This window comes from Pseudomonas sp. NFPP07, assembly GCF_900115645.1.
Classification (GTDB): Bacteria; Pseudomonadota; Gammaproteobacteria; order Pseudomonadales; family Pseudomonadaceae; genus Aquipseudomonas; species Aquipseudomonas chlororaphis.
Window position 1 is genome coordinate 468,027 of the sequence record NZ_FOXG01000005.1, and the last position, 25,575, is coordinate 493,601.

22 protein-coding genes are annotated in these 25,575 nt (G+C 57.9%); 13 read left to right on the forward strand and 9 right to left on the reverse strand.

What is annotated here, in order from left to right; all coding sequences use genetic code 11:
* Window positions 1-56 precede the first annotated feature (56 nt).
* The 3 genes from BM019_RS15610 to BM019_RS15620 are packed head-to-tail and all read left to right on the forward strand — an operon-like array spanning window position 57 to window position 2,922.
* Window positions 57-1,553, forward strand: a complete 1,497-nt coding sequence (locus BM019_RS15610; RefSeq protein ID WP_092418824.1) for a flavin monoamine oxidase family protein — start codon at window positions 57-59, stop codon at window positions 1,551-1,553.
* Window positions 1,554-1,562: 9 nt separating this feature from the next.
* Complete coding sequence (locus BM019_RS15615; protein WP_092418825.1) at window positions 1,563-2,213, forward strand: c-type cytochrome; 651 nt, start codon at window positions 1,563-1,565, stop codon at window positions 2,211-2,213.
* Window positions 2,214-2,256: 43 nt separating this feature from the next.
* Complete coding sequence (locus BM019_RS15620) at window positions 2,257-2,922, forward strand: hypothetical protein (RefSeq protein ID WP_092418826.1); 666 nt, start codon at window positions 2,257-2,259, stop codon at window positions 2,920-2,922.
* A gap of 267 nt (window positions 2,923-3,189) precedes the next feature.
* Here the strand turns inward: BM019_RS15620 and BM019_RS15625 are convergent, their stop codons facing one another.
* The 6 genes from BM019_RS15625 to BM019_RS15650 all read right to left on the reverse strand — a co-directional run bounded on the left by BM019_RS15625 (window position 3,190) and on the right by BM019_RS15650 (window position 8,161).
* Window positions 3,190-3,864: a c-type cytochrome gene (locus BM019_RS15625; RefSeq protein ID WP_092418827.1), complete on the reverse strand. Its 675-nt coding sequence runs from the start codon at window positions 3,862-3,864 to the stop codon at window positions 3,190-3,192.
* Window positions 3,864-5,351: a flavin monoamine oxidase family protein gene (locus BM019_RS15630; RefSeq protein ID WP_092418828.1), complete on the reverse strand. Its 1,488-nt coding sequence runs from the start codon at window positions 5,349-5,351 to the stop codon at window positions 3,864-3,866. Before BM019_RS15630 ends, BM019_RS15625 begins: the two co-directional genes overlap by 1 nt.
* A 292-nt stretch (window positions 5,352-5,643) precedes the next feature.
* On the reverse strand, window positions 5,644-6,342 hold the full coding sequence (locus BM019_RS15635; RefSeq protein ID WP_092418829.1) for a TetR/AcrR family transcriptional regulator: 699 nt from the start codon (window positions 6,340-6,342) through the stop codon (window positions 5,644-5,646).
* Between the two features lie 145 nt (window positions 6,343-6,487).
* Complete coding sequence (locus tag BM019_RS15640) at window positions 6,488-6,787, reverse strand: EthD family reductase (protein WP_092418830.1); 300 nt, start codon at window positions 6,785-6,787, stop codon at window positions 6,488-6,490.
* A gap of 103 nt (window positions 6,788-6,890) precedes the next feature.
* The gene (locus BM019_RS15645) at window positions 6,891-7,307 is read right to left on the reverse strand and encodes a RidA family protein (RefSeq protein ID WP_092418831.1); all 417 of its coding nucleotides are present in this window, start codon (window positions 7,305-7,307) and stop codon (window positions 6,891-6,893) included.
* Between the two features lie 20 nt (window positions 7,308-7,327).
* On the reverse strand, window positions 7,328-8,161 hold the full coding sequence (locus BM019_RS15650) for a phytanoyl-CoA dioxygenase family protein (protein WP_092418832.1): 834 nt from the start codon (window positions 8,159-8,161) through the stop codon (window positions 7,328-7,330).
* A 358-nt stretch (window positions 8,162-8,519) separates the two neighbouring features.
* On the opposite strand from BM019_RS15650, the gene BM019_RS15655 reads away from it, so the two are divergent.
* Window positions 8,520-9,227 (forward strand): response regulator, encoded by a 708-nt coding sequence (locus tag BM019_RS15655; RefSeq protein ID WP_092418833.1) that lies wholly within the window; start codon window positions 8,520-8,522, stop codon window positions 9,225-9,227.
* Between the two features lie 479 nt (window positions 9,228-9,706).
* Window positions 9,707-10,444 carry a hypothetical protein gene (locus tag BM019_RS15665; protein ID WP_139217378.1) on the forward strand — a complete coding sequence of 246 codons (738 nt, stop codon included), beginning with the start codon at window positions 9,707-9,709 and terminating at the stop codon, window positions 10,442-10,444.
* A 40-nt stretch (window positions 10,445-10,484) separates the two neighbouring features.
* On the opposite strand, the gene BM019_RS15670 is transcribed toward BM019_RS15665, so the two are convergent.
* Window positions 10,485-13,451: a DEAD/DEAH box helicase gene (locus tag BM019_RS15670; protein WP_092418836.1), complete on the reverse strand. Its 2,967-nt coding sequence runs from the start codon at window positions 13,449-13,451 to the stop codon at window positions 10,485-10,487.
* Between the two features lie 90 nt (window positions 13,452-13,541).
* On the opposite strand from BM019_RS15670, the gene BM019_RS15675 reads away from it, so the two are divergent.
* Entirely contained in the window at window positions 13,542-13,748 is a 207-nt protein-coding gene (locus BM019_RS15675) for a hypothetical protein (protein ID WP_239691078.1), read from the forward strand.
* Window positions 13,749-14,249: 501 nt separating this feature from the next.
* Here BM019_RS15675 and BM019_RS15680 read toward each other — a convergent pair.
* Window positions 14,250-15,815, reverse strand: coding sequence for a carbohydrate porin (locus BM019_RS15680; RefSeq protein WP_092418837.1), 1,566 nt, complete (start codon window positions 15,813-15,815; stop codon window positions 14,250-14,252).
* Window positions 15,816-15,981: 166 nt separating this feature from the next.
* Between BM019_RS15680 and BM019_RS15685 the strand changes: the two genes are divergently transcribed.
* From BM019_RS15685 to BM019_RS15710, 6 genes are all read left to right on the forward strand, one after another.
* Window positions 15,982-17,256 carry an ABC transporter substrate-binding protein gene (locus BM019_RS15685; protein ID WP_092418838.1) on the forward strand — a complete coding sequence of 425 codons (1,275 nt, stop codon included), beginning with the start codon at window positions 15,982-15,984 and terminating at the stop codon, window positions 17,254-17,256.
* 21 nt (window positions 17,257-17,277) lie between these two features.
* A complete protein-coding gene (locus BM019_RS15690) occupies window positions 17,278-18,240 on the forward strand; it encodes a carbohydrate ABC transporter permease (protein WP_092418839.1) in 963 nt (320 codons plus the stop codon).
* The gene (locus BM019_RS15695) at window positions 18,237-19,079 is read left to right on the forward strand and encodes a carbohydrate ABC transporter permease (RefSeq protein WP_062825894.1); all 843 of its coding nucleotides are present in this window, start codon (window positions 18,237-18,239) and stop codon (window positions 19,077-19,079) included. Before BM019_RS15690 ends, BM019_RS15695 begins: the two co-directional genes overlap by 4 nt.
* Before the next feature lie 27 nt (window positions 19,080-19,106).
* Window positions 19,107-20,252, forward strand: a complete 1,146-nt coding sequence (ugpC, locus tag BM019_RS15700; protein ID WP_092418840.1) for an ABC transporter ATP-binding protein — start codon at window positions 19,107-19,109, stop codon at window positions 20,250-20,252.
* On the forward strand, window positions 20,249-21,751 hold the full coding sequence (locus BM019_RS15705; protein ID WP_092418841.1) for a glycoside hydrolase family 32 protein: 1,503 nt from the start codon (window positions 20,249-20,251) through the stop codon (window positions 21,749-21,751). Before ugpC ends, BM019_RS15705 begins: the two co-directional genes overlap by 4 nt.
* Before the next feature lie 76 nt (window positions 21,752-21,827).
* Complete coding sequence (locus BM019_RS15710) at window positions 21,828-22,820, forward strand: LacI family DNA-binding transcriptional regulator (protein WP_092418842.1); 993 nt, start codon at window positions 21,828-21,830, stop codon at window positions 22,818-22,820.
* Between the two features lie 421 nt (window positions 22,821-23,241).
* On the opposite strand, the gene BM019_RS15715 is transcribed toward BM019_RS15710, so the two are convergent.
* Entirely contained in the window at window positions 23,242-24,204 is a 963-nt protein-coding gene (locus tag BM019_RS15715) for a bifunctional GNAT family N-acetyltransferase/nucleoside diphosphate kinase regulator (RefSeq protein ID WP_062825898.1), read from the reverse strand.
* Between the two features lie 290 nt (window positions 24,205-24,494).
* Here BM019_RS15715 and BM019_RS15720 point away from each other — a divergent pair, with 290 nt between their 5' ends.
* Window positions 24,495-25,430, forward strand: coding sequence for a LysR family transcriptional regulator (locus tag BM019_RS15720; RefSeq protein ID WP_062825899.1), 936 nt, complete (start codon window positions 24,495-24,497; stop codon window positions 25,428-25,430).
* Window positions 25,431-25,575 lie beyond the last annotated feature (145 nt).

The following is a 25,575-nucleotide window of genomic DNA, read 5'->3' on the forward strand; positions in this document are numbered from 1 at the left end:
GCAATGACACTCATCAATGAGTGATTACTTTAATAAAAACACGTGAGGCACTCTGTATGAACAACAAGCCCACTCCTGACACGCCGCCCGATTTGAGACGAAGGCAATTGCTCAAGTTTGCCGGCGCCTCGGCAGCGGTAGGAAGCCTCGGCCTGAAAGCAGGGCTGGCCAATGCCGCCGAAGGGCCTGGTAAAACAGACTCCGCCGCCAAACGGGGAGATGTTCTGGACGTCGTCATCATCGGTGCCGGGCTGGCCGGCCTGACCGCCGCCCGTGACCTGCAACAGGCAGGCTGCCAGTCCTTCGCAGTCCTCGAGGCCAGGGACCGGGTAGGGGGCCGAACCCTCAATCACGATCTGGGCTCGGGCTACGTCTCCGAAGCCGGCGGCCAGTGGATCGGGCCTGGGCAGACTGCCGTGGCGGACCTCGCCCGTGAACTGGAGGTGGGCACCTTCCCCAGCTACTACGAGGGCAGCACGGTCATTCTTGGCGGCGACGGGCGGGTCGAGATCGACCTGAAGGGCACCTTCGGCACCGATGAAACGCTCGCGGCGAAGCTCAGCGAACTGTCGCGCGACGTGCCTTGCGGCGCGCCCTGGAAGTCTGCGAAGGCGGCCGAGCTGGACCAGCTCTCGGCGGGCGACTGGCTGTCCCGGCAAGGCATCAAGCCCGAGGACCGGGCAGGGTGGAATGCCAGCTTCCTCCTGACCTGCGGCGTGGCGCCGGCGAAGATGGGGTTCCTGCATTTCCTGTCGATGATCAACTCGGCCAGCTGCGAGTACATGCAGCTCGACTCGATCAAGGACAGCGCCCAGGGCACCCGGTTTGTCGGTGGTTCGCAGATTCTCTGCATCAAGATGGCGCAGCCGTTGGGTGACAAGCTGCGCTTGTCGTGCCCGGTCCGGCAGATTTCCGACTGGGATCGCGAAGTCGTCCGGCTGCACACGGACCAGGGGGAGATCCGTGCTCGCCGGGTGATCATGGCCATCCACCCCGCGCTGTGCAATCAGTTGCAGTTCGATCCGCCGCTGCCCGAAGGGCGTGCGGCGCTGCAACGCGCCTGGCCTGCCCACTCCCCGGCGCGCAAGACGTCCATGGTTTATTCCCGTCCGTTCTGGCGGGAAAAAGGCTTGAACGGGCATGTCATCCAGGCGGGTGGCCCCGTGATCTGGGCCTACGACAATTCCCCGCCGGGGGGCGATATCGGTGTGATCAATGCCTTCGTCACCAACGCCATGCTGTCCTCCGACCTGAAGGAAGCGCAGCGCGTGCTGGCCCAGATTTACGCCAGAGCACTGGGCGACGAGGCGCTGAAGCCCGTGTCGTATCGCGAGCATGACTGGGGACAGGCCGACCCCTGGACCCTCACCTGCGTTTCCGCCATTGCGCCAGGTTTCTGGAGCACCCATGGCGAGGCTCTGCGGCCTCCCTGCGGCAACCTCTTCTGGTCGGGTACGGAGACCGCCGATATCTGGGCGGGCTATATGGACGGGGCCGTGCGCTCGGGCCATCAGAGTGCCTTGCAGGTGCTCAATGCCTTGCGTCGGGCGTAGGAGGCGAAGATGAAAAGAAAGATTGTGCTGGGGGTGGTTGCCGTCGTTGCCGTCCTGCTGGGCCTGTATGGTCGGGATTTGCTCGACCTCTATCGTTTGCAAAGCTACATCAGCGCCTCGAGCGAGGCCTACGAGGCCGACGGAGGCCCGTGGCCACAACTGACCGATGTCTGTACCGGTTGTCATGGAGTCAAAGGCAGCTCGCAACATCAGCGCTACCCCAGCCTGGCGGGGCAGCCGGCCCCGTACCTGGCGGCGCAGTTGCACAACTTCGCCAGTGGGCAGCGGATCAACCCGAACATGGCGCCGCTGGCGATGACCCTGAGCCGGGAGGAGATCGACCGATTGGCCAGCTACTACGCCAAACAGCCGTTGAACCGCGCCCCGTCCTTTCAGCCCGACCCGGGCCTGCGGGACAAGGGGCAAAAACTGGTCGCCGCAGGCGGCTGCGTGGCCTGCCACGGCGAGCGCCTGATGGGCCGCGAACAGTTTCCGCGCCTGGCCGGGCAAGGGTTCGACTACCTCCGGGTGCAGCTCGATGCCTTTGCCGACGGCCAGCGAAAGGACCTGACCGGTGCAATGGGGGCCATTGCCGCGACCCTGTCAGTCGACGAGCGCAAGGCCATTGCCAGCTATCTCACAAATTTGTCTGCGCAATAAAACAACGAATCAAACATCAATAAAAATATTGAGAGTATGTGTCATGGAACCCAGGAATATTGTTCTCTGCATCGCTTGCTTCATATTGCTTTCGGCTGGACTGGTTTATGGAATCAAGTTCCTGCGCAAGCGTAACTATCTGCTTGGCCTGGAATGGTTGGTCGTTGCGTTCTCGGCGACCAATGCTTTGCTGTACTTTTCATTGGGATCGGAAACGGCTTATTTGTTTTCGTATTTCTGTGATGCGTTTTCCAGGGGCGTCGGAATTCCAATCATCACCATCATTGGCTTCATGGCGGTCACCCATGGTTATAAACCGTCGGTCTTCAAGGATGTCATCCTGTTCGCGGGCGGCATGCTGGTGACCCTTGCTCTTGTCCTCTCTGCCAATGTCCTGGGCGGGTTCCTGGCGTACTTCTACGTCGTCATGTGGACTGTCTTCTCCCTCTACCTCGTTTACCTGGTCCTGCGTTTGGTGAGTGCCGGGGAACACATCCTGGCGCTGGGCCTGTTCCTCTGCATGCTGGCGGCGCAGACGATTGCCTGCATCTACGATTTCTACAAGATCCCGGGGGACGAGACCAACGTGCTGTTCAACTTCTATGTGCTGGCGCTGCTTAGCTGGGCCTGTCTGTTGGTCCTGATGTACTACGCCTATAGCGCCCTGGAGCGCACCAAGGAATCGATGCCGCTCCTGCAGCCACGCTGACGGGTCGTTTTTTCAAGAGCGGGCCTGCTCGCGCCCCACCTGCCGCGGTGTGACAGACCCACCGCGGCACGTGGGGCGCAAGCACGTCGGTGGGTAGATGGCCGCGTTTATCCGCATGCAGCAACCTGAGCCTGAGCAGGGCAGCGTCGGATATCCATGATGTTTTGTGCCCGCAGGAACGTCAGGGCAGGGCGGACGTCGAGAAGGGAAGGCAAGGAAGAAGGCAAGGAGAGGTGAGCATCCTTGCCCACGCTCACCCACAGCGGATTACTGATTGGTGCCTGATGTGGGTGCCAGGTTGCCCAGGTAGTGGGCCACTGCCTTGATGTCGTCTTCCGATAACGCACTGGCCAGGGCGTTCATGGCCTGGGTGGGGTCCTTGCGCTGGCCCTGTTTGAAGGCGGTGAGCTGATCCACCAGGTAAAGCTGCCCCTGGCCGGCGATCCGTGGCGCCAACGGGCCGCCCGAGAGGTTTTCACCATGGCAGGCGACGCAGCCAGTGGTGGCAACCTTGGCCTTTCCGCGTTGCTCGAGGGCCTGGTCGCTTGCCGGGGCCTCGGTCTGGCCGGCGGTCTGCCGGGAGAAATAATCCGCCAGGAACTTGATCTGCTCCTGCGTCAGATTCGCCGCAAGCGGGCTCATTTGCGCACTGTGCCGGCGCCCTTGCGCGAAGGCATGCAACTGCGCCTCGAGGTAGGCCGCGGATTGTCCGGCCAGGGAGGCATATTGGCTATTTGCCGGCTGGCCCCTCGCGCCATGGCACAGGGCGCAGGTGTCCTGAAGCTGCGGCCAGGCGCCGCCATTGGCCAGGTACTTGGCGTTGTGCTCGTCGAGGGTATTCATGAAGCGGTAGCCGGCCACCAGCTCCGGGCCGTAGAACGCACCAGCCCCAACCAATGCCGTGGCCGCCACCAGCGTCCCTATCACTATTACTCGTTTCATCAGGCGCTCCTCCGGTCTTGGACCAGGGCCTGGAGTGCTTCCAGCGCCGCCCGGTGGCCCGCACGGACCGCGCCGTCCATCGAGCCGGCCCAAAGATCCGCGGTTTCAGTGCCAGACCAGATCAAGCGCCCGGTCGCGGGGTTCAGGTGCTCGCCCCATCGCGTCCAGAAACCGGGCGGCATTGGCGAGATGCAGGTGAGGGTCCAGGGGTCGACCTTGCCCCAGTCCTGGTCGTGGAACTGGACGGGATGCAAGGCTTCGTCCCCCAGAGCCTGGGCATAGATGGCCGACAAGGTGTTCTGCGCGGTTTGCGGATCATGGGGCAGTTGCCCGGTCCTGACGAACCCGCTGAGCACGCCCAGGCTGCCATCCGGGGGCGAATTGTCATAGGCCAGGATCAGCGGCCCTTCGACCTGGATGATCTGGCCGTTCAGACCCTTGTCTCTCCAGAAGGGGCGTTCATAGACATGCACGGTCTTGCGCATGGGCGCGTGGGCCGGCCAGAGTCGCTGCAGTTGCGCACGCCCGGTGGGGAGGGGTGGGTCGAAGGTGATCTGGTTGCATAGGGCCGGGTTGACTGCCGCAATGACCTGCCGGGCGCGGATGATGCCCTGGTCCGTATGCAGTTCGACGACGTCGCGGTCCCAGCCAACGATCTTGCGCACCGGACAGGACAGCTTGAGCTTGTCCTCCAGGGCTTGCGCCATCTTGAGGCTGAGTATCTGGGAGCCACCGACAAAACGTGTCTCCTGGGCGCCACCCTTTATCCCCTCGAGTTTCTCGAGGCTGCAATCGGAAGCGTTGATGATCGACAGGTAGTGCAACAGCCCCATGCCGGCTGGGGGGGTGCCGAAGGTCAGGCTCACGGACATGTTGAACCCGATCTGGTCCTGGCTGCCGATGCCTTGCCTGGCCAGCCACTCGCCAACCGAAAGCTGGTCGAGGGCGGCGGCATTCGCTGCCTTCCAGGGCGCTTTACTGGGGACGCCCTTGGCCAGCTCGTTCAGCTTGCCGACCAGCTCGGGGTTGGAGTTCGGGCCGTCGGCGACGTCCTCTTCCACCTTGGTGTCATCCAGCAGATAGACGGTTTTGCCTTGGTAATAGGTGGGGAAGGTGCCGACCTCAAGCTGGCGTGCCAGGTCGGCGATGGCTGTTTGTCCTGGCCCGATCCACTGGCCGCCCGCTTCAGAGACCACGCCATTGCCGAGGTCATGGTTGTAGGTACGTCCGCCCACGCGATCGCGGGCCTCAAGCACGGCGAAAGACTCGCAGCCGGCGCTGAGCAGGTCCCGTGCCGAAGTCAGGCCCGCCAGGCCGCCACCGATGATCGCTACGTCCAATATGCCGTCGCGATTGTCTTGTAGCGCCTGCGCCGCGGCACGCGTGCTCAGCGCGAGCCCTCCAACCACTGCCGCGCTGCCAAGCGCTTGCAGCAGCAAGCGCCGTTGCGGTGATTGAAGGGATGATTCATTGTCGGTCGAATGCATTTTTGTCCCTGCCAGATCTGAGTTTTATTTTTAAAAACAGGTGTTATGCAAAATAACGCATAATCTGATCCGCGCAAAGGGGAAAATCGCTGCGAAGAGGGACAGGGCAAGGGGCGTCGGGCTATTGAAGCCTTGCCTGAAGAGGCGTGATGGAGCAGGGAGGAGGAGAGGGCCGCGACGACCTGGATGGCAGCGCTATTTCGTGGCGCAAAACATGCAAAAGGCCGCAAGCGTGGCGGCCTTGTGCTGGTTCTGAAGAAGCTCCGTTACCGATTCCGGCAACGCTACGGCCTTATTTCTTCCGGGGGCTTTTGCTGTTCGATGGCGCCGCCGGTGAGATCAGGGTGATGACCGCATCGAGCAGGGCCTGGCTTCTGGCCGGGGTGAACCTTTCGGGCTCGATCGGCAACATCATCATCCAGCCGTCGCTCATGGCGCTGATCTGATCGGCGAGTAGATCCGCTTCGATGTCGCTGCGGATCTTGCCTTGTTCCTGCCCTGTCTCCAGCATCGACGTGAGTACCTGGCGGAACAGTGCGTAGCGTTGCTTGATGATGCTCGCGAACGCTGGTTCGTGCCTGGCATGGGCCAGCAATTGGAACCAGGCGAGCCAGCCATTTGGTTCATCGACGCGCATCCAGCTCAGCCATTGTTCGATGAGTGACTTGATGTCGACCTGTTCCTGGTTGCCTTCCAGCAAGGTGTCGATCTGGTCGAACAGGCTCTGGGCGACAGCCGTGACCATCTCTTCCTTGTTGGCGAAGTAGTAGGTCACCGCACCCGTGGTGCATCCGGCGTGCTGCGCCACTTTGCGCATCGAAGCGCCGGCATAGCCTTCCTGGGCGATCACGGCGATCGCCGCTGTCAGCAACTCGGTTCTTTTCTCATCGCGGTTGCCGACGGGACGCCCGCGCCGTACGACAGGCTTGGCGTTGCTTGCGTCCGTTTGACGGCCGCTGCTCTTGGGTGGGGCGAGGTGAGAATCATGCATGGGAAATGGGCAACTTCGCTGGCTCGATTATCTGGAGCACCATCGGTTTGAAAGTGGTGCCTTCTGGCTGTGGAGCAGCATAGGGAATTTGTTCGCAGAAAGCACATGGGAAAGCAGCACAGCGGCCAGGGCTTGAGTCCGCCGACTATTCGTCATCCGCGCGGAAGATCGTCGGGGTGATATCGGTGAAGTTGGCGACATCGCCAATCACCCTGGCGGTCCCGGGCGAGGACAGCGCGGCATTGATATCGGCCTGCTCGCGAAAGCGCAGTATCACCATGGCCACCAGCGGCGTTGGCCCGGCTGCCGGGAACAGCACCTCTGCCGATTGCAGCCCGAATTCGCTCCAGGCAGCGCGTGCCAGCGGCAGGTGGGTTGCCAGATAGTAATCCCGGTCGAACCGCGCCCCTTTGGCAGCGGGATAACTCACGATCAGTGTCGCCATGTTGTAATCCTTGTTCCTGTAAATAAGCATTCTCGAAAGGGCGCGAAGATACTTCGCAGCCCCTTGGTATCTTGAGGCACCCGTGTGCCTCGACGTCCTCGGATCAATCCTGGCCGCAGCCGATGACCGCTACCGCGCGTATTTCCACGCGTAACGCGGGAAGGGCCAGTTGCGTCACGCCAACCGCGGTCCAGGCCGGATAACGATCGGGGAAGTACTGGTCCTTGACCTTGCCGAACGCATGGACCTCGCCCTGCAGATCGATATGGAAGGTCATCAGCTCGACCACATCGGCCAGGCTTGCGCCCGCTTCCTCGAGAATGCTGCTCAAGGCCTGGAACGCCAGGTGCGTTTGTGCCTCGATGCCTTCGGCCGGAGTCATGGTCGCGTCGACGCCAACCTGGCCGGACACCCAGATCATGTTCCCCACGCGGGTCGCCTGGGAAAAATGGAAGTTGTCGTATATGGCCTGGGTGTAGCCAGGGTTGATGGACTGTCGACGCAGGTCTTGGGTGGTCATGGACGATCTCCTTATTAGGCTTAGGCGAGTTGACGGAACGTAGTGTGGCGAAAGGAATCCCCGGCCTTCAGGTCTGCCAGCTCCTGAGTGAAGAGCACGCCTTGCTGCGGATAACCGGCAGCGCTGTGTTCCGGCAATGGGCGGAAGGTTGCGTCGTCGCCGAAGAAGCGGAAGACAAAGGTGTGACGATCGGGGAAGGTCTCATCGACCGGCGCGCCACCGTGCAGCGCGCCGGGATGGAGCACGACTATGTCTCCAGGCTCGGTCGCCCAGGAGAGGATTTCGTAAGCGTTGGGGTCGAGCTTGCGCTGGGCCTCGACATCGGGAAGCCGAGGCAAGGCATCGCCGCCATGCAGGGGCTGGGTCGGGTCGTTCGGATCGAGAAAGGTGGTGCCGTCGTAACGCGGCCCTTTGTGCGAACCGCGGACGATCTCCAGGGCGTTGCGCTTGGGCACCGACTCGAAACTGATCCAGGCATTGGCCCAATGCAGGCCAGCCCAAGGCAGGTAGGAAGTGTCCTGGTGCCAGAGCGTACGGGAGCCGTGGCCGCCCGCCTTGAGAAACACTTCCTCGGCGAAATACCAGACATGTTCAGAGCCCCAGAGCTGCGCAAACAGCTTGCCGAAGGGCAGGGCAGCGACCAATTCCTCGAGCCGGGACTTGGCCTTGGGGTTGGCATTGTCGACATGCGACTGCTGCTCGGTACCGTCGAACATCCTGAAAGCATGCGGGCCGTGATTCTCGACAGCCCAGTCGTAGGCTGCCCGACATTGGGCCAACTGTTCCTGGTTCAGGAAACCTTTGATCAGGACCGCTCCGTCCTCCAGGAACGCCTTGCGTACAGAGTCTTGCATGAGAGCTACCTCCTAGGAAATACCACTTGGCGTTCTGGATCCTAGCAAGCCGCTTTATTTTGCGCAACATGTGTTATTTTAATTTAAAAAGGCGTCGACAAGGCCAGATTTCCAGGCCTGGCTAATGCTTATCGAGTTCATCAGCCAGCTGACCTCTGGCGGTTCGGAGTACGAAACCTGCTGTGATGCTGAGCAGTAACGCAAGCGATGTCAGAGGGAAGGCGGGTTCGGCTGCAAGGTTCCGGAGACGACGCGAATTCGGAGCGGAGTAGCTGAGGGGAGTGGGCTGCATGCACTGGATGGAAGCGATAGCCCAGGCGGACAACCGTATTTTAATCAGGACTCTTACCCAGCTTTTATGGACAACTTAGATCTCATTAATGTCTTGCTCGTTGAAGACGATCGGAAGCTGGCGGCATTGATTGCACAGTTTTTGCTCCGGCATGGTTTTGAGGTGCAGGTGGTCCACCGGGGCGACCAGGCGCTGGCGGCATTTATCGAGTTCAAGCCGAACGTCGTGCTGCTTGATCAGATGCTTCCAGGCCAGAGTGGGCTGCAAGTGTGCCGTGAGATTCGCAATCTGTCCGATACTCCCATCGTCATCCTGACCGCAAAAGGGGATGACCGGGACCATGTTCTCGGCTTGGAGTCCGGTGCCGACGATTATGTGATCAAGCCTTTCAAACCCTCTGTGTTGCTGGCTCGGCTACGCGCTTTGCAACGCCGGCTGGCACAAAACTCAACGACACTCGATGTCCTGGAGTTCGGACGGTTATCGATCGACCGCGGTTGCCGGGTGGTAAGCCTGGCCGATGAAAAAATCAACCTGACCACCATGGAGTTCGAGTTGCTGTGGGTGCTGGCCAGTGCGGAGGGCAAGCTTCTTTCTCGCGACGACATCCTCAACCGTATTCGCGGGATCCCGTTCGATGGGTTCAACCGTAGTGTCGATGTCTACATCAGCAAGTTGCGCGGCAAACTCAATGACAACCCCCGGGACCCGGTATGCATCAAGACTATCTGGGGCAAGGGCTACGTTTTTAATCCACTTGCGTGGGAAGTCTAGATCGCGCTGGATTGAGATTGTTTCTACATCTATACACCAATTATGGCTCTTGGCTTGGCGAGAGAGACTCGGCCCAACACTGCTGGAAAGTGGAGAGTTGCTCGATGCGGGGGGGGGCTGAAGCAGCAGGGCTCGGCATGTTGTGTCGCAGAACCTCATCAATGATCACCTGCTTTCACGCATAACAGATCATGAGCATAATGAAGCACCCCAACGATGCAGCATGAGTTAGATCATGAGAGAAATTCAACGCTGGACAGTCAAGTGTCAAGACACTGCGGATGGAAGTGGTGACGTCATCGTCGACTTGCCATCGAAACTACTTGCAAGTTTGGGCTTAGGGCTTGGTGACGAGCTGACTATCGAGGTGATCGATAGCGCGATAGTCCTGAAGCCTAAGAGTAGTACATCCCCTGATGGCTTGGTGTAACAGAGCAGGTCTGTTTTCTGTTTGGTTATTCTAATGACAAGGAATTAGTTTGAGAAATTTTCTCACCCGGAACAAAATTTATTTTGAAACCTGTGTCTCTGTATTATTGGCAGCCATGGCAATCATTGTATCAATTAATGCAAATTATATTGCAAGTGCTCAGTTGTCCTTGGCAAATGACGCTCAACGAATTGCTACGATCCCTTATTTGCCGAATATAAAGGCGCGGATTAAATACTTATCTTCGGAGGGCGGGGCGCGAAAGGAAAGAATGGAAATTACTAACTCGGGGGATACGATGTACGAGCTACATGCTGACCCGATAGCTTTTTTAGAACTGCGAGAATGGCAGATCGTTCCAATGAACGCTACGTTTGACCAGACCGTTCATCTCAGAAAGGCCCTTGCTCCAGTGGAGAGTTATTTCCCCAGCGTGACCTGGGTTGATGGTGACGGTAAAGACTTACTACTGTCTCAAGATATAGCAAACACCAACCTAATGGATGATAGGCTGGATGCCTTTTCCAAAAAATATCACAGTGATAAAAAGATTGTTACGGGGAGGATCAAAAAGTATGTAGCTGTCTCCTACATAGACCGATTCAAAACGGAACATGTTGACTACTTTGAGTTCGTGTCGACAGGTGAAGGCGTGCTGATGGATAGTACTGAGGGCAATGAAATATTCAGCCGGCATGACGAGCTTCGACGGAGCAAAGATAAGCTCAGTTACACGAATTCTTCGCCAGATGATATTGATCGCCTTTGGATAAAGCTGAGAAAATAGATCAGTTGCTGGGCGCCTCTATCTCAAGGATCTCATGTCGCTATTCACTTACCAGCCAATAAGCCTTGGCCGCACCTTGGCGTGCGTAACCGATACAGAAGGCCATCAAATCACTAAGGCGCTCGTCAACCATGGTGCGACGTATTCCGGGCTGGACGCCGACAACTGTAAAAGTGAGCTTCGTTGCAGGTGTCGACTCTAAAAGCTGGAAGGTTTCCGCCTTGTCTCCTCTGACAAAATACGAGGGCGATGTGTGTCGCCGGTGCATGCGATCCTCCATGTGATGCACCAATGTCGAGACCTCGCAATAATAAGCGGACTTCACCAGTTGTCCGGCGACCTCATACACATCACCGACACGCCCTCCATTGGCCGGTCCTCCCGCACCTTTGCAGTGGTAAAGGGTTACATTCACGTCTAGGGCCTCATTGGCCGTGACACAGATGTAATCGGCAGCTTCACCCGATCGATGGTCGTAGTACAGGCACTGCAGATCAGGCAGCGTCAGGAGGTATTGCTCCAGATGCTCCTGTACCGTTGCATTGCCTTCCAGCTGCGCGCGGCGCTCCAAGGTTCGAGGCTCCTGATTGTTGGGCAGAAATTCGACCTCAATCGCGCAACCTGTCCAATCGATCGACTCGGCATCTCCTGGGGCGAGGGTAAGGGTTCGAAGCTGGGGGGCGGCGATCTTGTTCATCCCTTCAAAGGAAGACTTGTCGGCGGCATAAAAGATGGGAGGGTGCTCGCTTAGCCAATCGGCCAATGGCATCCACGCGTCATAACTGGACTCAACCATGATTGATGCTTGAGGATCCAGGCAATTGATGAGTTGGCCACCTTCGAGGCTGAACCTCATCCGGATCTGTCCCTCGGTGTGTACGATGGAAAAATCTAGCTGCCCAGCCTGAGTATTGCAGTCAAAGTCCTGGATATCCCATTCCACGAGCCTGGAAAGCAGGAGGCGTTGGTCCTGTGAACGTCGGAACTGGATTCGCGGATTGCTCTTGAGGCCTTGCCTAGGCCAATTTGCGGCAATCAGCGCGTCCGGCAGCTCACGAAGGGTTGTAGTAGTGCGGACTAAGTCCAGGTGAGAAGCGCTAAATTGAGCATCACCCGCGATGCGCCCGTTTAGCGTCTGAACCCAAGCGACAAAGTCCGGGACTGAAAGACGCTGGTTGCTCCAGATTCTTGAGCTGCTGCTTGCACCGATAGTTTCGCGAATTAGGCCGTTCATTCCGCTCCCGAAGTAGTGACCTTGGGCGTAAGCACGGCTATCACCTGCTGTCACAGCGCGCTCTGCTTGCGGGCCGGTCAGGGTTCTGTAGGTTTCGACCTGTGAATTGAACGTGGTGTTCTGCAGGCCGACAGCAAAGAACTTCATGCCTTCCAGTCCTGCACGCGCACGACTGGTTTCCTCGTAGCTCAGTCCGCGGCTAGCTGCCCGGCAAACGATCTCCATGATCGACAGGTACAGTTTTTCTGTTCTGAGCGTTGATCCGATATAGCAGTAGTTTGACTCAGGGAAATACATAAGCAGGAAGGCTTCGTGCCTTACGTCAGTCAACGTATTTGAAGTGGCCCAATTCGGAGGTGCTTCATCCGCCGTCAGTACGAGAGAGATCGTGCCATCTGGCGTTTCCCACTGTTTAACGATTCGAAGAAGACGACCCACCCTCTCGCCAAGAAGCCCGAAGTCCGGTTGACGGCTGCAGTGGAATACGCGGACGTGCGCATAGAGGTTGAAGGAAAGAGGGGAAACTGACTCGTAATCTGATTCGGTGATCCGACGTACCGGTAAGCTCTCGATGAGTTCTTGAGCCTCGACCGCCCCCTGGATCTGGGCGAGAGCGGCCTCATCAATCATTTGAGCTAGGTCGACACCCTCTTTGAGCAGAGTCGCCGTCGCTTCGCGAACCCTGAACGCCGGCGCTATCAATGTAGGGCGTCCGGTCGTGTCATCAATCCTCGCAAACCTGCCGATAAACTGGATGGTGGGCACCAAGGACTTGTGAGGTGCGTGCAGCGCAGCGACCTTGAGCTTTGGGAAGTCGTAACCTTCGCCGAACATGTCAATGCAAATGATTGCCTTGAGTTCGCCCGAGACAAGCTTCTCTTCGATCGCATCCTGCTGACGCTTGGTCAGTCTGCTGCTAATGGCTGCCACCGGTACACCCAACTGCTCATAGACTGGCACGAGCGCTTGTGCCGATGAAATTGTCGCGGCTCGAACAAAGAGCCGGTGGTCGAAGCCGTTGGCTAGATCTTCTTCCAGCTGTGCAACGGCAGTCTGCGCAATCACGCGATCGACATGGTCGTCATCAAGTTCGTTTTCGATCACGGCCTGCCGAAAAGTGATCGGGTCAAACGCACCTTCAGAGACCGCTCTCATCACGGGGTATCGGTAGACCAGTTTTCCTGGAATTACGCGGTTATCGCGCCTGAATGGAGTAGCCGTAAGGAAGATGAATTGAGCAGTGGCGTAGTGCTCCAAATAGGCCGCCCAGGAATCTGCGGGGGCGTGATGTGCCTCATCGAAGATCACCAAGTCGAACAGGTCAGACGCTGCTCCTTGGGCAACCATTGGTGACGAGCTGCCAGGGGTCGACACCACCACGTCGTAGTCTCGCAGCTGCTCCCAGCCCTCCGGCGTTAAGGGACGACCCGAATGAAGATGAACTGAGGGGAGGGGCCCATCTTCAGGAAGTGCACCGATGCGCCGGAGTGTCGAAAGGGCGGAAAAATGCGAATGCACCTGTTTGCGCAGCGCACTTGATGGCTCAACTATCAGAACTCGGTCTGCTCCGAGCAGAAGTGGTAGCGACATCATGAGCGATGTCTTTCCATAACCGGTAGGTAAACAGATGATTGCTGGATCAGCTTGAACCGAGAAGTGAGCCAGGGTCGCATGCATTGCGCCTAGCTGACCTGGTCTGAAGCCGTTGTTTGGGCTGTCCGACTGCTGAAAAAGTTTAAGGGTTCCAGCCTGTTCAACGAAAAATCCAGCCATGCTGTCCTTCCCTGGAAATTTAGCGCTAATCGTAATCTGCGGTGCACTTTAAACAAAAGTCGAAAGTGCAAATATTCATCGGTCGCCCAGATGCAGAACATTCTTCTGATTGAGCTCAAGAAAGGCGGCTTCAAACTCAATCGGCAGGAGGTCAATCAGGCTGACGGATACGTCCAGGACATTGCGGGTTCAGGCTTCGTCAACGGCTCGCCGTTCATTACGACCTGGGTCCTGGGGCGGTCGATCGCTGCCGGGATGAGCACCACTGAGCGCGATGGCTATTGTCTTCCTGCATGACCGCTAGGATGGAAAGAGCTTGACCTTTTAAAAAACGAAATATTGAGGTGTCCACGTTCCATGGAATGTGGACACCTCATCATAAGCTAGTCGCCCCATGTCAAGCGTTATCATGGACCGAACGTTGCGTCTCCAGCGCATGGTGAGAGGTTCAGTGCACCACAGTCGTTCGCAAATTTACTTGCGCAGCGGTGGCTTCGCATTGATCTGTAGCGCAAGTAAAATCAACTGAAGCGCTTATTTTCCAGGCTTTCGCACTTTAAGCTGAGCTTTCGCATTTTTAGTTGATCCCGACAACCAGAGCCCCCCAGTCCTGTATAGGATAGTACGCATAATGTATATTATGTTAAATCATGTATGTTCTGTTTGGTTGCTCCATCCTTCGGGCATCAGATCTGGATCAAAAAACAGATCGGCCTCATTTCCTCGTCAACCGACATCTCTATTTGCAACAACCGCCGGCAGCTACGCTGAAGGCGGTTGGCTGGACGCGTTCAAGTATTAAAACCAGGTTTCCATTTGTATCCCGTATTGCCACACTCCTCCGGCGTTGAAGTCCGTCTTGCCGAAGTTGTCTGTGGAACTGTATCTGTCCAGATCCGAAGACCAATTCATGAAGCTTGCGAACACTCGCAATTCGGGACGTGTGAGAAGGTCTCCAACGTCAGGCTTGAATGTCGGTGCGACTGTGAATTTCCAGAAGTTACCGTCGACCGCATTGCGCTGCAGGTAGCCCTTGGGGTCGAGATCCATGGTTTGCCAGCTCATTTCGTAGGCCATCTCGAAATTGCTGTTGATTGCATTGGCCAAACGCATGTTCAGGGTCATCCAGCGGTAATTGTCACCCTTGACGTATCTATCCTTGCTTTGTTCGGCCAACACGCTTGGGCCGATGCGCCAACCAGGCGCAATGGGAGTCTCGCCGTAAAGTGCCAGACGCAGAGCGCGGGAATCGTCAATCAGCTCACCATCCGAGCCGACATTCTTGACCTCTGCCCCCAGCCCTTGCCCGTAGAGCAGCGCCGTCTTGAAGAAGCCTTCCCTGCCGAAAAAGTTTTTCTGATGATTGGCGATCATGCTGTGCAAGCCGGAGTCCGCAGGCGTCAGCCTTGCTTCATTGCTGCGAGTGCCAATGTCATTTTTCTTTGAGCCAATGGCGTTGAACATCCACTGCCACTGACCACCGTCGAAGAACTGGTTCGAGGTCAGGATGTAGCTTTCCACATCGGCGTTGATACCGCCCTCACTGAAATCCCCGTAGTTACGCCCGATCAAAGAGTAATTCGAGCGCCAGTTCTTGTTCATCTGCACATCGTAGATACCACCTCCGGTGCCGGCCAGATAGACCACGTCGGAGTCCAGCCAATGGATATCGAAGTTATCCCTATCGAATCGTTTGCCGGCCCACAAGGTGGAGTTCTCGAACACTGAGTTGCCTTTGAAGGCGGCGAGATGATCGAGTTCGGCAAAGACCTGACGCACGTTCAGGTTGCTCTCGTCGGCCGTCCAGTCATTGGAGCTTTCCACACCATCGGCGATGGACACCGTGAATTTGGAACGGGTGCCATTCTGCGCATAGGTTTCTTTCGACAGGTCTATGCGCATGTAGGTGTCGTCTTCGTTACCGAGTCGCCCGACTGCACCACCGACTGAACCGGCTGGGGTTGCATAAGGGCCGCCACGACCACCCCCTAGCCCATCGTTGATCAGCAATCCGGAACGGGCATAACCCTTGAAGCTGAAGCCGTCCGTGAGGTGGCCGCTGCTGCCCTGCTTCTCCATGCTTTGCTGACGGGCTTCGAGTTTTGCCAATCGGGTGTCCAAAGCAGGCACCGAAATGGCTGCGGCAGTAGACGCAGCGGACTGCAAGGCGGGAGCAGCGAGTTTGATTTGCTGCAATTCCCTGGCAAGTGCCTGGGTCTGTTGTTCGGCTGCGGCTGCACGCTTTTCCGCTGCGCTGGCACGGGCTTCAAACGCGGCCATGCGTTCTTCCAGAGTCGCGGCCTGAGACGTCGCCGCCGATGTGCCGAGCACGCCTGCGAGTAGCCAGCTTGTTGCTTTCTGCATGTGGAATCCCTGTTTTGTTTTTATTGTTTGTCCCGCGACGGAGCCTTTTTTACGTGAGTTGCGAGTTGTCGCAATCGACGAAAAAATGGGTGCCTCATCGCAAATACGCTGCTACATTTGGCGATGTTAACGTTAACTTTTCTAAAAACAAAAATAAAGGTGCTCAATGAAACAGCTGAAATCTCTCCTGCCAACCGCGGTAATCACCCTCTGTGCCGGACTTGCATCCGTCTCCAACGCAGCCGATCTGACGATCTCGTGCGGTGCGGTGGGTGCGGAGTTACAACTGTGCAAGGAGGCCGTCGAGACATGGTCGAAGCAGACCGGCAACAACGTCGAGGTGGTTTCCACGCCTAACTCGGCGACCGAGCGGTTGTCGTTCTACCAGCAAATCCTCAGCTCGCAGTCCACTGACATCGACATCATTCAGATCGATATGGTGTGGCCGGGAATGCTGGCCAAACACCTGATGGATCTGCGTGAGATGCTTCCAGCCAACGCGACCCAAGGCTACTTCCAGGCACAGGTCGATAACGCCACGGTAAACGGACGGCTGGTGACGATGCCGTGGTTCACCGACTCGGGCCTGCTGTATTACCGCAAGGACTTGCTCGAGAAGTACAACAAGCAGGTTCCCCAGACCTGGGAGGAAATGACCGCTACCGCCAGGGATGTTCAACAGGCCGAGCGCACTGCTGGTAACCCCAATGCGTGGGGTTACATCTTTCAGGGGCGCGCCTACGAGGGGCTGACGTGTAATGCGCTGGAGTGGATCAGCAGCCAACCGGAAGGCGGACTGGTCAATCCACGAGGCGACATCGTGGTTAACAGTCAGGCCTCAAAAGCGGCTTTGACCCTGGCGAAAAGCTGGGTGGGAGACATTTCCCCGCGTGGCGTACTCAATTACACCGAGGAAGAAGGACGTGGGGTATTCCAGTCGGGCAATGCGCTGTTCATGCGTAACTGGCCTTACGTCTGGGCCCTGGTGCAAAGCCAGGACAGTGCCGTAAAAGACAAGGTCGGGGTCGCCCCCCTGCCCCGCGGCGGCGAGGCCGGCAGCCATGCATCCACCCTCGGAGGCTGGGGCCTGGCGGTATCGCGCTACAGCGCCCATCCCAAACTGGCCGCAGAGCTGGTGAGCTACCTGACCAGTGCCCAACAGCAAAAACATCGTGCCCTGATAGGCGCCTATAACCCGGTTATCGAGTCGCTGTATCAGGATCCCGAATTGCTCGCGGCCATGCCTTATTACGCTCAGCTGCACAGCATTCTCAACGATGGGGTCATGCGCCCCGCCTCTATCACCGCCGATCGCTATCCACGGGTCTCCAATGCGTTCTTCGATCGAGTGCATGGCGTGCTGGCGGGCGAGTTGTCTGTCGATCAGGCGCTGGCCGAACTGGAAAGCGAACTCACACGCATCAAACGTCGGAACTGGTAAGCCACAAGGAAGGAAATCACCATGTCTGTCTCTACTACCCATGCCTCCTGTGACGAGCGCCTGCTCACCAGGGAAACGCCCATACAGCGTCGCCGAGTACGCGCCGCCTGGCTGTTTCTGACACCGATGTTGCTGTGTCTGACCCTGGTGGCGGCCTGGCCGCTACTGCGTACATTCTGGTTCAGCCTGACCGACGCCAACCTGGCGGACACCAGTGGCGGTTCCTTCGTAGGCTTGAGCAATTACCTGTTCCACGACGGTTCCAGCTGGTCGGGCATCCTGGTCGATCCACAATGGTGGAACGCTGTGCGCAACACGTTGTATTTCACTGTGGTGTCGGTGGGACTGGAAATCGTCCTTGGGCTGTTGGTGGCGTTGCTGTTGAACATCAAGTTCACCGGCCGTTCCCTGGTGCGTGCGTTGATTCTGATTCCCTGGGCGATTCCGACCATTGTCTCGGCGAAGATATGGTCATGGATGCTGAACGACCAGTTCGGCATCATCAATCACCTGATGCTGAGCCTCGGCCTGATTGACGCTCCCCTGGCCTGGACGGCAGATGCGGATCTGTCGATGTGGGCAGTGATCATCGTCGACGTGTGGAAGACCGTCCCTTTTGTCACGCTGCTGATGCTGGCGGCCTTGCAGATGTTGCCGAGCGATTGCTACGAAGCCGCCAGGGTCGATGGCATTCATCCGCTGAACGTGTTCTGGCGCGTCACGCTTCCCCTGTTGATGCCTGCATTGTTGGTGGCGGCGATCTTTCGCATCCTCGACTCGCTGCGGGTATTCGACGTGATTTATGTGCTGACCTCGAACTCGTCGAGCACCATGAGCATGTCGGTGTATGCCCGCCAGCACCTGGTGGAATTCCAGGATGTTGGCTACGGCAGCGCGGCCTCGACGCTGCTGTTTCTGGTGGTTGCGGTAATCGCCATGCTTTATCTCTACCTCGGACGCCGTCAAATGGAGGTCCGGTCATGAGCCCGCGCCTACTGAAAAAATCGCTGTTGCGCCTCGGATTCTGGTGCCTGATCGGGGTTTTGCTGCTGTATGCGGTCTTCCCTTTCTACTACGCCATCGTGACTTCGCTAAAGCCGTCCAGTGCCTTGTTCGAGGTGAGCTACTGGATCGAAAACCCCGACTTCTCCAATTACGCGGCGGTACTTCACCAAGCCTCATTCCTGCGGGCAATTGGTAATTCGCTGGTGGTTGCGCTGTGCGTGGTGACGCTGGCGCTGTTCCTCAGCCTGACCGCTGCCTATGCCTTGGGCCGGGTGAAGTTCCGCGGGCGTGGCACGGTATTGATGATGGTTCTCGGCGTGTCGATGTTTCCCCAGGTCGCGGTGCTGTCGGGGCTGTTCGAAGTGATCCGCGCCTTGGGCCTGTACAACACGTCTTGGGCATTGATCCTGAGCTACACGATTTTCACCCTGCCCTTCACCGTCTGGGTGCTGACCACCTTCATGGGCCAACTGCCCCATGAACTGGAAGAAGCGGCAATCATGGATGGCGCTTCGCCCTGGGTCACGCTGACCCGCGTGCTGTTGCCGCTGCTCTGGCCCGCCCTGGTCACCACCGGTTTATTGGCCTTTATCGCAGCGTGGAACGAGTTCCTGTTTGCCCTGACCTTCACCCTCACCGACACCCAACGCACGGTGCCGGTCGCCATCGCCTTGATTTCCGGCGGCAGCCCCCATGAGCTGCCTTGGGGGCTGTTAATGGCCGCATCGGTGCTGGTCACCGTCCCACTGGTGATTCTGGTGCTGATCTTCCAGCGCCGAATCGTTTCCGGTCTCACTGCCGGCGCGTTAAAGGGTTGATGCCCAACCAATACAAGGAACAGCATCGTGATCAAATTGAAACTGGACAACGTGAACAAACAACTGGGCGGCGTGCGGATTCTTCGCGACATCAACCTGGAGATCGCTGCGGGTGAATTTGTGGTGTTCGTCGGCCCTTCGGGCTGCGGAAAGTCGACCCTGCTGCGACTGATCGCCGGACTGGATTCGATCTGCGCCGGCGACCTGCTGATCGACGGGCGACGGGTCAACGACCTGGAGCCGCGCGAACGTGGCGTCGGCATGGTGTTTCAGTCTTATGCGCTGTACCCGCACATGAGCGTCTACGACAACATCAGCTTTGGTCTCAAACTGGCCAAGACCGAAAAGACCAGCCTGCGCGAGCGCGTGTTGAAAACAGCGCAAATCCTGCAATTGGACAACCTGCTGCAACGCAAGCCAAAGGAACTGTCTGGCGGCCAGCGTCAGCGTGTGGCGATGGGCAGAGCCATGGCGCGGGAACCGGACATTTTGTTGTTCGATGAGCCGCTCTCCAACCTGGATGCCTCCTTGCGGGTGCAGATGCGCAACGAAATCGCCCGGCTGCATGACCGACTGGGCTCGACCATGATCTACGTCACCCATGATCAGGTGGAAGCGATGACCCTGGCCGACAAAATTGTCGTGCTCAATGGCGGTCGCGTAGAGCAGGTCGGTTCACCGCGCGAGCTCTATGAGCGCCCGGCCAGCCGCTTTGTCGCCGGTTTTCTCGGTTCGCCCAGAATGAATTTTCTACCGGCGCGCCTGCATGCCCCGGGCGAAACCAGCCTGGTCGATACGCCCGTTCTGGGTATGACCGCCCTGCCCTTCGACAGCTCGGATCTGGCGGCGGGCACGCTGCTGAGCCTGGGGATTCGCCCGGAGCACGTATCGCTCAAAGCGGCGGAAGAAACCGTCGGCATCGTGGTGACGGGGGTCGAGTACCTGGGCAGCGAAACGTATGTGCACCTCGAAACAGGTCAGGACGAGCCTCTGATTTGTCGTTGCGAGGTCAACGCCGGATGGCGGGCAGGCGATCGGGTCGAACTGCAACTGGACACCGACCACCTGCACCTGTTCGACGCCGACGGCACGGCCTTGAAGCGCCACCCACAAGCCATTGAAAACCTGCCGAATGACATTTCTCTGCGCTCAGTCCGAGCACGCGCCCTATGACTTTGTCTTTGAATACCATGAGCGACCTGATGTCTTCTTCCCTTGACCTTGCGCAACGTGCACTGAGTGACGGCGTGTCTCGCGTCATCCACGATTATCGCCCCGGCTATCATATTGCTCCGCCGGCAGGCTGGATGAACGACCCTAACGGGGTCGTGTACTTTCGTGGCGAATATCACGTGTTCTATCAGCATTACCCCTTCGACGCGAAATGGGGCCCGATGTATTGGGGCCACGCCAAGAGTGCCGATCTGGTTCATTGGCAGCACCTGCCCATTGCCCTGGCACCCGGCGATGACTTCGACCGTGACGGTTGTTTTTCCGGTAGCGCCGTGGTGTGTGGCGATACCCTGGCCCTGATCTACACCGGGCACACCTGGCTGGGGGAAGTGGGTGACGAGCGCTTCATCCGTCAAGTCCAGTGCCTGGCAACCAGTAGCGATGGCATCCATTTCGTCAAACAGGGCGCCGTCATCGACACCGCGCCGTACAACACCATCATGCACTTTCGCGACCCCAAGGTATGGCAGGAGGATGACTATTGGTACCTGATTGCCGGCGCACGTCTGGGCGATGTGCCGCTGCTGCCGTTGTACCGCTCCACGGATCTGCACGTCTGGGAGTTCCTTGACTATGTGTCCGGCGGTAGCGAGGGCGATGGCTATATGTGGGAGTGCCCGGATCTGTTTCGACTGAGTGGACGCGATGTACTGCTGTACTCGCCCCAAGGCATGCAAGCCGAAGGTTACGAGCGCCTCAACAAGTACCAGACGGGTTATCGAGTGGGCCGACTCGATAGCCAATGGCACTTCACGGGAGGGCCTTTTATCGAGCTGGATAACGGCCATGATTTCTATGCTGCGCAAACGCTACTGGCCGCTGATGGTCGGCGCCTTGTGTGGGCGTGGCTCGACATGTGGGAAAGCCCGATGCCGAGCCTGGACCATCACTGGTGCGGCATGCTCGGTTTACCGCGCGAACTTGAACTGTGCGCCGATCGCCTTTGCGTGTATCCGGCGCGGGAGCTCACCGCCCTACGCAAGGCGCCATTGCCGAATACGCCCTGGTGGGATGAGACGGGGTCCCGGTGGGTGCCGGACGTGAAAGGCGATATGCTCGAAATCCATGTGCATCTGGACTTGCTCGGCTGCACCGACGGCCACCTGGGAATTGCCTTGCGCTGCAGCGACGATGGCCATGAAGAAACCCTGCTCTACTACGATGCATCACTGCATCGCCTGCTGCTTGACCGCAGCCGCTCGGGTGCGCAAGTCACAGGCCAGCGCAGCGTATCGATAGACCCGACACAAGAGCGACTTGAACTGCGCGTGTTCCTCGATCGCTCCTCCATCGAGGTATTCGACGAAAACGGGCGCTTCAGCCTCAGCAGTCGCCTCTATCCGCGGCCCGACAGCCTGGGCGTGAAGCTTCTGGCTAGCGGGAGTGGCGGGCGTGTCTCGATTTCCAAAGCGTGGTCTCTCGGTTCTGGATGGCTATGAGGCAGCGTCATTCGGGTCGCGAGAAGTCCGGGCCATGTGTCATGATTCGGCGTCAACCTGACCGATTTCGCCTCACATGACTTCAGTGAAAGACGTTGCACAGCTGGCCGGCGTGTCCCTGATGACGGTTTCTCGAGCGCTCAACACTCCGGAAAAACTGAGCGCCGAAACCCTTCTGCGGGTGCGTCGTGCCATTGATGAACTGCAATTCGTACCGAGCCTGTCAGCGCGCAAGATGCGCGGCGACAACCTCCAGTCGCGAACCATCGGTGTGTTCGCGCTGGACACTGCGACCACACCATTCGCGGTCGAGCTGCTGCTGTCCATCGAACAGACCGCGCAGCAAGCCGGCTGGAATGTATTTATCCTCAACCTGCTAAACAACCCGCCCACCGACCAGAACATCGACCTGATGTTGTCGCACCGTCCCGACGGCTTGATCTTCAGCGCCATGGGATTGCGCCAGGTGTGCATTCCCGAGCGGTTGAAGAGCAAACCACTGGTACTCGCCAATTGCCTGACCGATGACAGTCGCCTGGTGAGTTATGTGCCAAACGACGAAAAGGGGCAGTATCGAGCCGTACATCACGCGTTAAGCCAAGGCTATCGGCGCCCGCTGTGTATCAATCTGCCAAAACAGAGTCTGGCCTGGGGCTTGCGACAAAAAGGCCTGCAACGTGCCTGTCAGGGATTCGGCCTGGCGCCTGGCGCACTCCTGCAATACGACCTTTCCGATCATGACGCCTACGGTGAAACCGCAGCCATTCTCGACCGACATATCATCGAAGGTCGCCCCCAATTCGACATTCTGATCTGTGGCAATGACCGTATTGCCTTTTGTGCCTATCAGCTGTTGTTGGGCCGTGGCCTGAAGATTCCCGCCGATGTCGCTGTGCTCGGCTATGACAACATGATCGGCATCGCCGAACTGTTCATCCCGCCGCTGACCACCGTGCAGCTGCCGTATTACGAGATCGGTCGCAATGCTGCCCAGCACCTGATCCAGGCCCTCGAGGTATCGGGAGCCCAGCCAGTTGATTGTCCGTTGGTGGTCAGGGCATCACTATAAGAATTAGTTAATTCGGTGAAGCAGTTAGCGTACCCTCCCCCTGACCTTTTTCAGTTCTTCATGAACATACATCTGTGAACATGAGGTTCCCTACAACCGCCAAAACCCCTAGCAATGATTGGAGGTTTCGGTCACTCATGAACAGTAAACATCGCCCACGTTGTTAAACCAGATGCTATGTCAGAAATGTTCATGAGGTTCATGGAGATGCGGCGCCGTTACCCATTCTCGTCACTGAAACGGCACCTTTCCCGCAGGTCGATTCGCGTACCCGGGACCAGAACCTGCGGTTGCTCAAGCAGTTCCTGTCCTGGTGTGTTACTCGTTACATCCCGCGCGCCCGTCAGAAGGTACGGAAGCGCGGCCCCGTCCTTTGGGGGATCTTCGCGCCTGATGGACGAACACTGAGCTAAAGGCGCAATTACAGGTGGAAATCACCCGCGGCCTCCGGCTGGTAAAGCACTTTCCTGATCTCAATCCGGCGGGTCCGATCAGAAATTCGCCAGTCGATGGCGTCCCCCTCCTGATAGCCCAGGATGGCAGCGCCGATGTCGGAACACACGGAATGCTTCCCGGCGCTGCTGTCCGCGTCGTCAGGGTAGACCAAGGCCACTTCGATCTCTTCGTCGTCCAACTGCAGCAAGGCCCTGGAGTTCATCGTGACGACATTGCGCGCCACCTGCTGCGGCTTGACGACAATGGCTCGCTCAAGCTCATGTTCGAGTTCAACAACGGCCGGGCCTTGCTCAAGCGCGATCAGACTCTCGAGCCTGGCCTTGTCGATTTCAGTGATGTAGATCCCCGTGGAGTCGCCAACGGCACCTTCGCGCAAAAACTGGAGATAGCGCCCCGCCGTCATGGAAAACGACTTCAATGCCGGCGTTTCGCTCTCAAGCAGAAAGCCGCTGCGCAGAAAGGCTTTCAGCGAGCGCGCGTTGTCCGGGTGGATCTTGGCGATGAGCTTCTCGGCCCGCATGTCGAGGAAGGCCAGTTTCATGCCTTCGCGGATCGTGCGGGCGCCAAGGTTTCGGCCCCATTTGTCGCTGTCTCCGATGACCAGGACTATTTCGCAATTCGAGCCGGTCTTGATGAGACGGACAAAGCCCACCGGGGCGTCATGCCGGTCATAGGCCATGAAGAATCGGCCACCCCGGTTGAATAGATGGGTCAGGATCGGTAATTGAGTCCGATCAATGACTTGCTCGATGGAGCGGGAAACGTCACGTGAATCGCTCAGATAGCAAGTGACGCGCTCATCCTCCAACCAATCCTTCAACGTCAGCGCATGTGCCCGAGTAATTTCAGGGCACAGCGAAATGAAAGGCTTGTTCATCTTCACCACACTTATTTGTAAAGGATGAAAGCCCTTCATGGCTATGGCCATGACGGTTCTTTCGGCAACCGGCCATCTTAAGGCATAACGCGAGTAATGCCGAACAGCCTGCGCACTTGTCCTTAATAAGCGGTTCAGCAGCGTCAGGAGGTACCACACCCTTCCCTGCTTCAAGGATCAAAAAAATGAAACCGGGGCCTCTAGCCGATTTTTGAAATATGAGAACAAAAACCGAAGCGCCAACCTACTTTCAGGCCCTCTCCTATATTGTCTTGCGGTTTGGTGGTCGCCGCGGTAATCGATAGGCATTCCAACAACAATTTGACGTGGAGCGGCGACGTTTGGAATTAAGACAACTGCGATATTTCGTAAAAATCCTCGAACACGGCAGCTTGGGACGCGCAGCTCTTGAACTGGATGTCGGCGTATCAGCCCTTAGCCAACAGATCGCGAAACTTGAAAGTGAGCTGTCAACCCGCCTCCTTAATCGCACCACTACTGGCGTCACACCTACCAGCTCCGGTATGGCGTTCCTGCACCATGCCCAGCTGTGTTTGCGGCAAGCCGAAAATGCGATCATGGCCGCTCACCGTGGGCGAATGAGTGGGTACGTTACCGTCGGAATGGCGCCCACGACTGCCACTGTTCTTGCCCTGCCATTGATCAACGCGATGCGAGAGCGCTACCCGGATATTCAGTTGCACCTGGTCGAGATGCTGTCCGGGCATTTGGCCACACAACTCAATGCTCGCCAGATCGACCTGGCCATTCTGTTTCAACTCGAAGGTGGCAAGCGCTGGAGCGTGACACCGCTGCTCGACGAAAAACTATTTGTCATCAGCTCACCGCAGCTGCCCCACGCACCACAAGGAACCAGCGTGCAACTGGCGGATCTGGGGCAACTTCCACTAGTAATGCCGAGCGCGCAACACGGTTTGCGTTCTACGCTGATGGTTGCGTTTGAACGTTCGGGATTGGCTCCCAACATCATCATGGAAGTGGATGGTCTTGCCGTATTGATGAACGCCGTACGCGCAGGTCATGCTGCCACCATCCAGCCCGGTGCGGCAGCGGTGCTCAAAGGTGAGTCGGGGCTTTCAGTGGTGGAAATTTCCGATGCTCACGTAGGTCGACGAAACCTGTTGGCGACACTGCCTGATGATGAGCTGTCTCCCGCTGCTCTGGCGGCGCGACTGGTCATCACCGATGTCGCTCGACAGTTGGTCGTTGATCAACAATGGCCGGGAGCGTCGTGGATTGAGGACGTCGCGTCATGATCCCGGCACACCCTCTTCCCGGTTTCCAATACTGGGGTGTCCGCGCCAAAGCCTTTAAGAAAACTAAACACCCCCACTCATTTCGCGCCTTTCGACAATAAGCTGACAGCTCTATCTTCTCCCCACTCGAGAGGAGCACTTCGTT